At 63.9% G+C, this 10,776-nt stretch carries 9 protein-coding genes and 1 tRNA gene; 6 read left to right on the top strand and 4 right to left on the bottom strand.

Annotated features, from left to right (window positions below; translation table 11 throughout):
- Nucleotides 1-1,302, top strand: a complete 1,302-nt coding sequence (gene ftsA / locus GSQ89_RS23585; protein WP_158929821.1) for a cell division protein FtsA — start codon at nucleotides 1-3, stop codon at nucleotides 1,300-1,302.
- A gap of 74 nt (nucleotides 1,303-1,376) precedes the next feature.
- Complete coding sequence (gene ftsZ / locus GSQ89_RS23580; protein ID WP_158929956.1) at nucleotides 1,377-2,924, top strand: cell division protein FtsZ; 1,548 nt, start codon at nucleotides 1,377-1,379, stop codon at nucleotides 2,922-2,924.
- Nucleotides 2,925-2,975: 51 nt separating this feature from the next.
- On the opposite strand, the gene GSQ89_RS23575 is transcribed toward ftsZ, so the two are convergent.
- The gene (locus GSQ89_RS23575; RefSeq protein WP_158929819.1) at nucleotides 2,976-3,494 is read right to left on the bottom strand and encodes a GNAT family N-acetyltransferase; all 519 of its coding nucleotides are present in this window, start codon (nucleotides 3,492-3,494) and stop codon (nucleotides 2,976-2,978) included.
- 45 nt (nucleotides 3,495-3,539) lie between these two features.
- Here GSQ89_RS23575 and selA point away from each other — a divergent pair, with 45 nt between their 5' ends.
- From selA to GSQ89_RS23560, 3 genes are all read left to right on the top strand, one after another.
- Nucleotides 3,540-4,892, top strand: a complete 1,353-nt coding sequence (gene selA / locus GSQ89_RS23570) for an L-seryl-tRNA(Sec) selenium transferase (protein WP_158929817.1) — start codon at nucleotides 3,540-3,542, stop codon at nucleotides 4,890-4,892.
- A gap of 19 nt (nucleotides 4,893-4,911) precedes the next feature.
- Nucleotides 4,912-5,007, top strand: a tRNA-Sec gene (locus GSQ89_RS23565).
- A 189-nt stretch (nucleotides 5,008-5,196) separates the two neighbouring features.
- Nucleotides 5,197-6,258, top strand: a complete 1,062-nt coding sequence (locus GSQ89_RS23560; protein ID WP_158929815.1) for an OmpA family protein — start codon at nucleotides 5,197-5,199, stop codon at nucleotides 6,256-6,258.
- Nucleotides 6,259-6,623: 365 nt separating this feature from the next.
- On the opposite strand, the gene GSQ89_RS23555 is transcribed toward GSQ89_RS23560, so the two are convergent.
- From GSQ89_RS23555 to GSQ89_RS23545, 3 genes are read right to left on the bottom strand one after another with little or no spacing between them, the layout of a single operon-like run.
- Nucleotides 6,624-7,031, bottom strand: a complete 408-nt coding sequence (locus GSQ89_RS23555) for a DUF3574 domain-containing protein (protein WP_158929813.1) — start codon at nucleotides 7,029-7,031, stop codon at nucleotides 6,624-6,626.
- A gap of 30 nt (nucleotides 7,032-7,061) precedes the next feature.
- Complete coding sequence (locus GSQ89_RS23550; protein ID WP_158929811.1) at nucleotides 7,062-8,333, bottom strand: dihydroorotase family protein; 1,272 nt, start codon at nucleotides 8,331-8,333, stop codon at nucleotides 7,062-7,064.
- On the bottom strand, nucleotides 8,323-9,306 hold the full coding sequence (locus GSQ89_RS23545) for an aspartate carbamoyltransferase catalytic subunit (RefSeq protein ID WP_254073336.1): 984 nt from the start codon (nucleotides 9,304-9,306) through the stop codon (nucleotides 8,323-8,325). The genes GSQ89_RS23550 and GSQ89_RS23545 overlap by 11 nt, the downstream gene beginning before the upstream one ends.
- 2 nt (nucleotides 9,307-9,308) lie before the next feature.
- Here GSQ89_RS23545 and GSQ89_RS23540 point away from each other — a divergent pair, with 2 nt between their 5' ends.
- Nucleotides 9,309-10,724, top strand: a complete 1,416-nt coding sequence (locus tag GSQ89_RS23540; RefSeq protein WP_158929809.1) for a tetratricopeptide repeat protein — start codon at nucleotides 9,309-9,311, stop codon at nucleotides 10,722-10,724.
- Nucleotides 10,725-10,776: the final 52 nt, after the last annotated feature.

Genomic DNA, 10,776 nt, shown 5'->3' with positions numbered 1-10,776 from the left:
ATGGCAGACAATCCTCGTCGTGTGCTTCCCCCCGCGGAAACCGGTCCGCCGGAGATCGATCCGCCCAGGCATCATCGATCCGGCCCGTTCGGTATCGTCGATATCGGCACGACCAAGGTCGCCTGCCTGATCGGCCGGACAGAAAGCGACGGCTCGCTGCGTGTCCTTGGCTTTGGCTGGCAGAAGGGCAGGGGCCTGAACAGCGGCGACATCACCGATCTGGAGGCGGCGGAAAGAGCAATCCGCGCCTGCGTGGGTCAGGCCGAGGACATGGCCGATACGCGGCTGCGCTCCGTCACCGTCAACCTGACCTGCGGCCAGCCGGAATCGCGGCTGTTCAACGTGCAATGGCCGGTCGGCGGGCGGGCGGTGACGGAAAACGACATCCGCGGCGTGCTGAATGAAGGACGAAACAGGGCGGAGGTGGATGGGCGTGAACCGATCCATGTCCTGCCGTTGAATTTCGCGGTCGACGCGACCGACCATGTGATCGATCCGCGCGGTCTGTTCTGTACCACCCTGAATGCGCGTTTGCATGTGATCGATGCCGCGGCGACCGCGCTGCGGACGATGGAATCCTGCATCAGCCGGTGCGACCTGGAAATCGAGGACCTGGTCTCGGCGCCGTTGGCAGCTGGATTATCCAGTCTGGTACTGGAAGAACGGGAACTCGGCGCGACGATCATCGATATGGGCGGCGGCACGACCAGCATGGCGGTCTATGCCGAGAAGCAGATGATGCACACCGCACATCTTCCAATCGGTGGCTTGCATGTCACTAAGGATCTGGCGATCGGCCTGTCGACGACGCTGATCCATGCGGAACGGTTGAAGACGCTGTATGGCAATGTCGAATCCAGCCCGGACGACGACCGTGAAATGCTGCCGGTGCCGCTGATGGGTGAGGAAGACCATCAGCTGGCGAAAGTGCCGCGCAGCATGGTGGTGAACATCATCCGTCCGCGCATCGAGGAAACCTTTGAATATATCAAGGACCGTCTCGATTCGTCGGGCATGGGACGGGCGGCGGGCAATCGGGTGGTGCTGACCGGTGGCGCCTGCCAATTGCCTGGTGTCCGCGAAATGGCGGCGCGCATGTTGGGCCGCCAGGTGCGCCTCGGCCGTCCGGCGGCGTTGCGCGGCTTGCCGGAACTCGCTTCGGGTCCCGCCTTTTCCACCGCGGCCGGGCTGCTGTCGTGGGCAGCCGGCGACGGCAGGGGTTTCCAGGACATCAACCTGGATGGGGAACCCGCCGTCGGCATGTTCCGCCGATTCGTCAATTTTTTGAAAGAACGTGTCTGAGCCCGGCGCGAATCGAGCGTTTCGTCGTAACAAGTACAACCAGCCGTTCCCGTGAACTCGGGGGAGAGAACAAAATGACCCTCAACCTGACGATCCCGCAGATGAACCATACCGATTTTTCACCGCGCATCACTGTCATCGGAGTCGGCGGCGGGGGCACCAACGCGGTCGATAACATGATCGCCGCCAATCTGCAGGGGGTCGAGTTCGTGGTCGCGAACACCGACGCCCAGCAGTTGATGCACAGTCGAGCCGATCGACGGATCCAGCTTGGGCCGCACATCACGCAGGGGCTGGGTGCTGGCGCGAAACCCGAGATCGGCAAGGCCGCGGCGGAAGAGGCGGCTGACGAGCTGTATAGACATCTCGATGGCGCCCATATGTGTTTCATCACCGCCGGCATGGGCGGTGGCACGGGCACCGGCGCCGCTCCGGTGATCGCCCGCATGGCGCGTGAGCGAAACATCCTGACCGTCGGGGTAGTTACCAAACCGTTTGGTTTCGAGGGTGTGCGGCGCGGGCGCTGCGCCGATCAGGGCATCGAGGAACTGCAGCAATACGTCGATACGCTGATCGTGATCCCGAACCAGAACCTGTTCCGTATGGCTAACGAACGCACGACGTGGCGCGATGCGTTCAAGATGGCCGACCAGGTCTTATATATGGGTGTGCGTGGCGTCACCGACCTGATGATGGTGCACGGGCTGGTGAACCTGGATTTCGCCGATATCCGCACGGTGATGGCGGAGATGGGCAAGGCCATGATGGGCACGGGCGAGGCCGAAGGCGAGAACCGCGCGATCAGGGCGGCCGAAGCAGCAATCAACAACCCGCTGCTGGAAGACACCAGCATGGCCGGCGCGCGCGGCCTGCTGATCAACATCACTGGCGGCGAGGACCTGACTCTGTTCGAAGTCGATCAGGCGGCGAACCGCATCCGCGAAGAAGTGGATGAAGAGGCCAACGTGATCTTTGGATCGGCGGTCGACGAGTCTCTGGCTGGCCGGATCCGGGTTTCAGTGGTTGCGACAGGCATCGAGTCGCACAAACTCGCCGAACTGTCGAAGCCGAAGCTGGTCGCGGTCGGCGGTGGTGGAGCGGCGCCCGCGCCGCAACCGATCGTCGTTCGCAATACGGCCCCGGGCGCTGTCGCCGCGCCGACTTTCATGCCTGGTGTGGTCCAGGCGCCAGTGTCGTCCCCCCTGCGGCAAGTGTCGCCGCAACCGGAGACCATGGGTAATACGGCGATGATGATGGAAGCGCAGGCGCCGCAGCCTGTGTCCCAACCGCGGCCGGTCCAGCAGCCGCAGGCGCCGCTCCCGGTCGCGCAACTGACCGAAAAGGCCAATCTGTTCGCCGCGTCGCGTCCAACGGCAATGCCGTCGCAGATCCCGCCGGTTGCTCCCGAACCCGCGCGACCGAGCCTGTTCAATGCGATGACGGGTGCATTTCGGCGACGGGCGATGCAGACGGGCGTGCCGGTTCAGCAGCCGACAATGCGCCGGGAACCGGAAGTTGCCGACCATCAGGGTCAAACACCCCATGTTTCGGTGCGCCAGACCTCGGCAGGCGATGAAACGGGCATTGAGATTCCGGCCTTCCTGCGCCGGCAGCATTCCTGATCCGATCGTTCGCGGGGTGGCATTGGTAAAGTCGGTGCCACCCAGATCAGGTCAGACGATGACGCCGTGACCCGGCGAGGGATGCAGCCACACATCCGATACGAAGCCGCGCAACGCGATCTGTCCGTCACGCACGGCACCTAGCTTCGCAGCGACCCTTTGCGACCGAATGTTCTCGGGCCGGATATAGCTGACAAACCTGTCACGGCGGAGAGTCGCGAACGCCCAGCGCCGGACCTCGGCGGTCGCTTCGGTCGCGAGGCCTCGACCCCAGAAGGGCGAAGCCAGGGTCCATGACAGTTCGGGTTCCGGCCAGTCGGCAAAATGGAGCAGGCCGACGCGGCCGGCGAAGCGCCCTTCCGATTCCACTGCGAAAATGCCGTAACCGCGCAAGGCCCATTGGCCCAGGAAGGTTTCCATCTGTTCCCATGCCTGCTGGCGGCTCAGCAGAGTGCCGCTCAGCCACTGGCGCACAAGGGGATCGGCGTTCATCGCGGCGTAGTCATCCCAGTCGCTGGCCCGCAGGCCGCGCAGGACCAGCCGCTGGGTGGTCAGCCGAGGAATGTCCATGGTTCGCTATGCTCCCTGGGACCGCCAGCCTACGATGAATCCATCATGGTCGAACATATCAGCCCGCTTCCGTCGGTCGATTCCCTGCTGCGCGCCGCCGAAACCGAGGTCCTGCTGACCCGCTTCGGCCGGACCGCGGTCACCGCGACCCTGCGCGATATCCTGGCGACCCGGCGGGCCGCACACACGTTCGGCGATCCGGCCGCGGCGATCATCGACGAAGCAGCGGATCATCTGGTTCGGCGGTTCGCGCGATCCCAACGGCCGGTCTTCAACATGACGGGGACGGTGCTGCACACGAATCTCGGCCGGTCGCCGTTGCCGCCGGAGGCGGCGGAGGCGGCGGCCGAGGCGCTGCGTAATGCCACCAACCTGGAGTTCGACCTGGCGACGGGCCGGCGGGGCGAACGAGACGACCACATCAGCGGCCTGTTGTGTGAATTGACTGGTGCCGAAGCGGCAACGACTGTCAACAACAATGCCGCCGCGGTAATGCTGGTGCTCAATACATTGGCTTTGGGAAAGGAAGTGCCAGTCTCACGCGGGGAACTGATCGAGATTGGGGGCGCGTTCCGGGTGCCCGACATCATGGGCCGTTCGGGCGCCATTCTGAAGGAAATCGGGACGACCAACCGCACCCATGCGCGGGATTATGCCGGGGCGATCGGCCCACAAACGGGCGCGCTGATGCGAGTGCATCAGGCGAATTACGCCATTGTCGGGTTCACCACTTCCGTCCCCGCCGCGACCCTGAGCGGGATCGCGCGCGACGCCGGCATTCCGCTGATCGAGGATCTGGGCAGCGGCAGTCTGGTCGATCTCGAACGATTTGGGTTGCCGCATGAACCGACGCCGCGGGAGTCGCTGGCCGCCGGTGCCGATGTGGTCACCTTTTCGGGCGACAAACTTTTGGGTGGTCCGCAGGCCGGCCTGATCGTCGGTAACAAACGTGTGATTTCAGCGATCAACTGCAACCCGTTGAAGCGGGCGCTGCGTCTCGACAAGGGCCGCCTCGCCGCACTCGAAGTTGTGTTCCGGATGTATCTCGACCCCGATCGGCTTGCCGACCGGGTGCCGGCATTGCGTCTTCTGACCCGGCCGGAGTCCGATATTCGCGCGACGGCGAAGCGGATCGGCGCGGCGATCGCGATGCGCTGGCCGGACCGGGATGTCGCCATCGAAGCGTGCCGCAGCCAGATCGGATCGGGGGCGTTGCCGGTCGATCTGCTGCCCTCAACGGCAGTGGCAATCGGCGGCAAGGCATTGGAAGAACTCGCTAAATTCCTACGGGACCTGCCACGTCCGGTGATCGGACGGATCGCGCGCGGGCGTCTGATATTGGACTGCCGGTGTCTGGAAACAGGCGACGAGACGGCGTTCATTGCCCAACTCTGTTGAGAAGGCGATACTGGCCGACGGAGGAGAAGCGGCCCCGGTGGGTCGGCCGGACTTCAAACCCGGTTGGGGCTGCCGAGCGGTCCCGGGTAGGTTCGACTCCTGCTCTCTTCCGCCACTGTCAATTTTTTGGCTGTATTTCGTGCCGGATTTTCTGTGGCTTTGCCGCAACAGTGTGTCTGTATCGATGTTGCCCCCCTCGCTATAGCCAAAGTAGATCGCTATGGTAATAACAGCGAAAGAGCAGGCCGGCAGTTGCTTCATGCTATCCCGTTTTCGCGCCGGTTAAAAACTGAGGAGAAGTTATATGAAGTTCCGCAATGCTTTGGTGGCTGCCACGATCCTGGCGCTGCCGATTGCAGCGAAGGCCCAGCCAATTGGCGGCTGGTATATTGCTGGCGGCGCTGGCGCGAACCTGATGCTGAATGAGAACGTAAAGATCAATTCAGTGTCCGGCGCGGGGGGCAGCGGCCACTTCAAGTCCACGGTTGGGCCGGCGTTTGACCTCAGCGTGGGTTATGGCCTGGGAAATGGCCTGCGGGCGGAAATTGAAGGTCTGTACACCTACAACAGCTTCAATGGCGTGTCCGGCGGGGCGACCGGTGGTGGCCAGGAACAGAAGTTCGGCGGCTTCGCCAACGTGCTGTATGATTTCGTTGGCCTATCCCCGTATGTTCAGCCCTACGTCGGCGCCGGCGTTGGTTATCTGTGGGCGAAAGAGGCCAGCCTGCATATCGACACGCCCGCTTTCGCATCCTCGGCCGCCAACGATACTGAAGGCAGCTTCGCCTATCAGGGCATCATCGGCGCGGCTATTCCGATTTCCGGTGCGCCTGGCTTGGCGTTGACCGTTGACTACCGGTTTGTTGGCATGACCGGCGACCGCAACTATAGCGCTACCCTGAATGGTGGGGCCGCGCGATACAAGCTCGACAACAACTACAACAACATCTTCATGGTCGGGTTCCGTTATGCTTTCGGTGCGCCGGCTCCGGCCCCGGTGGCCCCTGCCCCGGCAGCGGTCCCGGCGTCTCCGGTCTCGCGGTCCTACCTCGTGTTCTTCGACTGGGACAAGGCCGACCTGACGACCCGTGCGCGTCAGATCGTCGCGGAAGCAGCGGCGAACTCGACCAAGGTTCAGTACACACGGCTTGAGGTGAACGGTTACACCGATACGTCGGGCACCCCGCAATACAACCAGGGCCTGTCCATCCGGCGTGCCCAGTCGGTTGCCGCGGAATTGGTCAAGGACGGCGTGCCCAAGAGCGCCATCTCCATCCAGGGCTTCGGCGAGACCCATCTGCTGGTCCCGACCGGCCCGGGCGTTCGCGAGCCGCAGAACCGGCGCGTCGAAATCATCATCAAGTAGGCTTGTCTTACGTGATGTTCGGAAATGGGGGCGCCTTCGGGCGCCCCTTTTTTGTTGAGGCTGTCTTCCTTTCGGGTTCGCCGCGCCATGCAACCGGCGGGATCGGTAAAGCGGGCTTTGTCCGGCTAATGTCCCGAATCTGAAGTTCGCCACAGCGGGCGAACTTCAGATTCGGGACATTAGCTCTTTGTTTTCAGTGGCCTGCCGATCCCAGAAATCCGTCGCAGAATGCGACGAACTTCTGGGGCAGGACACTAAAGCGTTTTCACCCTTACTGTGCAGGGAGAAAACGCTCTAACTCTTTGTTTGATCGCATGATTCACGCGCTCTGGATGTCCCGCCCAGCGCGATCATGCTCTAGACGATCAGAATACCCCGCAGGCGTGCTCGACCGTCATGCCGACAAGTTGCTGCCGGTAACGGGTCTGATAGGCAGTGCGGATGCGATTAATCGCGGCCAGGCTGTCGGGCATCTCGGGCAGTGCCACCAGCAGCACCTTGGTATGCTCCTGGACGGTTGCGTGGGTGATTGGATTCATCCACCCGCCGTTCGCATCGAACACGGTGTAACCGTTCGGCAAATTGTCGGTAACGATAGTGTCAAGAAATGCCCGCCATTCCTGGTCCGTCAGATCGTCACGGCCTGGTATTGATTCTCCCAGGTACAAAGTGAAAATCGCCATGGGCGATGCCGGGCCGCATGACAGGTTGGTTTGCGCAGCGCAGCCACCAAGGCTGGCGATCAGGCAAGCCGCCGTGATGAAGCGCGACATGGGGGCTTCTCCCGAAGCGAATAGAAGCGTTCAGCCAAAAACCCGCTTGCCGCGCTTCCACGTCCCCAGCACGACACCTTCCAGCGCTCGGCCGTCGAAGGGCGTATTCTGCGCCTTGCCGGGAAGCTTTCCGGATTCAACCTTCCAGATCCGATCGGGATCGAACAGGCACAGATCGGCGACCGCGCCCTTGGCGATCCGTCCGGTCTGGATACCCAGAAGTGAGGCAGGCCGAGCGGTTAACAGGTCGATGGCGGAGGGAAGCGGAAGCGACCCATTGTGGACATGGGCCAGCGTGATCGCGAGCAGTGTCGCCAGACCTGACCCGCCGGCGGACGCCAACGCGAACGGCAGGCGCTTGTCGTCGGCATCGCGAGGCTGGTGATCGGATGCGATCGCGTCGATCGTGCCATCGGCCAGCGCCGCGATCACGGCTTTCCGGTCATGTTCCTTGCGCAATGGCGGCGACAGTTTCGCGTAAGTCCGGAAATCGCCGATCGAGGTCTCATTCAAGTCGAAATAAGGTGGGGCGGTGTCGCAAGTGACCGTCAATCCGGCTGCCTTCGCCGAACGGATCAGTGCCAGCGCCTCGCCAGTCGAAACATGCGCGAAATGAACGGCGCCGCCGGTCAATTCGGCGAGCCTGATGTCGCGCGCGACGATGATTGCCTCGGCGGCGGCCGGTATGCCGGGCAAGCCCAGGCGGGTGGCCTGCTCGCTTTCCGTCGCGGCGCCGCCGGTGGCGAGTGACGGTTCTTCCGGATGCTGCACGATGCGTGCGCCGAAGCCGTGGGCATAGGACAGCGCCAGCCGCATGAGCCTAGCGGGGCCGATCGTGCGGGACCCGTCGGTGAAGGCAACGGCGCCGGCTTCCCGCAAAAGACCGATTTCGGCCAGTTCTTCGCCGCGACAACCGCGGGTGACGGCGCCGTAGGGCAGGATGGTCAGGCTGCCGGTCTCGTCGCCCTTGGTCCGCAGAAGCTGCACCAGAGCTGGATCGTCGATCGCGGGCTGGGTGTCGGGCAGGGCGGCCAGGGTGGTGATGCCGCCGGCGGCCGCGGCGACGGCGGCGGAGGCGATCGTCTCCCGATACTCGAAGCCGGGTTCGCCCAGGGCGGCTCGCATGTCGACCAGGCCGGGGCAGAGGATCGCGCCGTCGGCCTCGATGACGGTGGCGCCGTCCGGGCGTCCCAGCGATGGGCCAAAATCCGCGATCAGGCCGTCGTGCACCAGCAGATCGCCGAGGACATCGACCCCGGTGCCCACGATGCGTACCCCGGAAAACAGCGTATCAGGATTCATTCCGGCGATGGCCTCGCGATAGCATGTCCAGCACCGCCATGCGGACGGCGACCCCCATCTCGACCTGTTCCTTGATCACGCTGCGCAACGGATCGTCGGCGACTTCACTGTCGATCTCCACCCCGCGGTTCATCGGGCCGGGATGCATGACGATGGCGTCGGACTTGGCCTGCGTCAGCTTCTCCGCGTCCAGGCCGTAGAAGCGGAAATACTCCCGAGCGCTGGGGATCTGGCCGCGCGACATCCGTTCCCGTTGCAGCCGCAGCATCATCACCACGTCGGCGCCGGCCAGGCCGCGTGCCATGTCGTGGAACACGGTCACCCCCAGATCGGCGACCTCGGCCGGGATCAGGGTGGGCGGCCCGATGACGCGGACCTGACAGCCCATCGTCGTCAGCAGATGAATGTTGGAACGAGCAACCCGGGAATGTGCGACGTCGCCGCAGATCGCCACGATCAGGCCGGCGATGCGTCCCTTGCGCCGCTTAATGGTCAGGGCGTCCAGCAGGGCCTGCGTCGGGTGCTCGTGCGTGCCGTCGCCGGCGTTGATCACCGCGGCGTCGACGATGCGGGACAGCAGGTTCGGCGCGCCGGACTGGTCGTGGCGCACGACCAGCAGATCGCAGTGCATGGCGTTTAGCGTGGCCGCGGTGTCGATCAGGGTCTCGCCCTTGTTCACCGAGGACGTGGACACCGACATGTTGATCACGTCGGCCCCGAGGCGCTTGCCGGCCAACTCGAAGCTGGTGCGGGTGCGGGTGCTGTCCTCGAAGAACAAATTGATCAGCGTCCGCCCACGCAGCAGGTCGCGCTGGGTTTTGCCGGACCGGTTGAGCAGCACGTAGCTCTCGGAGAGGTCGAGCAATTGGCTGATCGCGGGCGGTTCCAGCCCTTCGATCGCCAGAAGATGTTTCTGTCGGTAGAACACGGGGCCTCGTTGCCGCAACATGCGCGGGGCGTCAACAGGGGGCATCTTTGGCATCGGCCGATCCGTTCCTGCCACGGTTGCAGGAAGCCGAACGCATGATCAACCAGGGCAAGCCTGGTGAGGCGGAAACGGCCTGCCGGGCCGTTCTGCAGGAGGCGCCGGGTTTGCCTGAGGCCACTGCCCTGCTGGGGTTCATCGTGGCCAGAATGCGCCGGTTGGCGGAGGCCGAGTCGCTGCTGCGGGAAGCCATCGCCAAGCGTTCGGATGTTCCGCAATGGCATTTCGAGTTGCGCAACGTCTTGCGCTACGATTTCCGCCTCGACGAATCCCTGGCCGAAGCTTGGGAGGCCGTGCGGCTAGACCCGGCCAGCGCTCAGTTCCGCAACGGGCTGGCGCAGATTTATTTCGATCGCGGGGAATACGACCAGGGGTATGGGACGATCCTGGATGCACTGGCGTGTGACCCCGAACATCCGGAGTCCCATCTGTCGCTCGCGCACGCGCTGCTGGCGTCGGGGAATTTCCGGGCCGGATGGGCGGAGTATGAGTGGCGGTTTCGCTCGAAGATTTTCATCAAGGCGCTGCCGAAGCCAATTCGGCCGTATTGGAACGGCATGCCGTTGCCGGGCCGGCGACTGGTGATTTCCACGGACCAGGGTTTTGGCGATTCGTTCCAGTTTGCCAGGTACATCCCGATGGCGGCGGCACGGGTTGGGGAGGTCGTCGTGATCTGCCGGCCGCCGCAGATACAGTTGCTGTCCCGGATTCCGGGCGTGCGGGCTTGCATCACGGACCTGAAACGGGCGGGCGACCATGCCGCGTTCTGCTGGCTGGCCAGCCTGCCGTATGTGTTCGGGACCGAAGTGTCGACGATCCCGACACCGATTCCGTACCTGACCGCGTCACCGGTCCGCCGCGCGTACTGGCGCGGGGAGCTGGTTAGGCGGATTGGTGATAACGGCGTGCGGGTGGGCTTGGTTTGGGCGGGCAATATCGAGAACACGGCTGACTGGCGGCGATCAATCCCTCTGGCCGCGTTGCGCGAACTGGCGGCCATACAAGGCGTCCAATTGGTGTCGTTGCAGAAGCCGGTGCCGGACACCGACCGTGACGTATTCGCCGAACTGGGTTTGCAGGATTTTTCCGCCGATCTAACCGACTTCAGTGAGACGGCTGCCGTGATCGCCAACCTGGACCTGATCGTGTCGGTGGATAGCGCAGTGGCCCATCTGGCCGGCGCGATGGGCGTCCCGACCTGGACGCTGATCTATGAACCGGCCGATTGGCGGTGGATGACACGGCGGGAGGACAGTCCGTGGTATCCGACGATGCGCCTGTTCCGGCAGCCCTGCGCCGGGCAGTGGGATGAGCCGATCGGGCGGCTGATCGAGGCATTGCGGCAGTATATGCAGGTTGCACAAAAAGAAATGGCGGCCCGAAAGCCGCCATCCCTGAACCCTTAACCCGGCTGCGGCGCCGGGGCCGCGCCGCCACTGGGTGGCGTGGGGGACGCTG

The sequence above is a fragment of the Acidisphaera sp. S103 genome (genome assembly GCF_009765975.1).
Taxonomy (GTDB): domain Bacteria; phylum Pseudomonadota; class Alphaproteobacteria; order Acetobacterales; family Acetobacteraceae; genus Rhodopila.
The sequence above is the reverse complement of the archived record's forward strand: the minus strand, read 5'-3'. Positions and strand labels throughout refer to the sequence as shown.

Excerpts from the sequence above, each read along its gene's own strand:
- ftsA (WP_158929821.1), top strand. The coding sequence starts at position 1 with ATGGCAGACAATCCTCGTCGTGTGCTTCCCCCCGCGGAAACCGGTCCG.
- ftsZ (WP_158929956.1), top strand. The coding sequence starts at position 1,377 with ATGACCCTCAACCTGACGATCCCGCAGATGAACCATACCGATTTTTCA.
- GSQ89_RS23575 (WP_158929819.1), bottom strand. The coding sequence starts at position 3,494 with ATGGACATTCCTCGGCTGACCACCCAGCGGCTGGTCCTGCGCGGCCTG.
- selA (WP_158929817.1), top strand. The coding sequence starts at position 3,540 with ATGGTCGAACATATCAGCCCGCTTCCGTCGGTCGATTCCCTGCTGCGC.
- GSQ89_RS23560 (WP_158929815.1), top strand. The coding sequence starts at position 5,197 with ATGAAGTTCCGCAATGCTTTGGTGGCTGCCACGATCCTGGCGCTGCCG.
- GSQ89_RS23555 (WP_158929813.1), bottom strand. The coding sequence starts at position 7,031 with ATGTCGCGCTTCATCACGGCGGCTTGCCTGATCGCCAGCCTTGGTGGC.
- GSQ89_RS23550 (WP_158929811.1), bottom strand. The coding sequence starts at position 8,333 with ATGAATCCTGATACGCTGTTTTCCGGGGTACGCATCGTGGGCACCGGG.
- GSQ89_RS23545 (WP_254073336.1), bottom strand. The coding sequence starts at position 9,306 with ATGCCCCCTGTTGACGCCCCGCGCATGTTGCGGCAACGAGGCCCCGTG.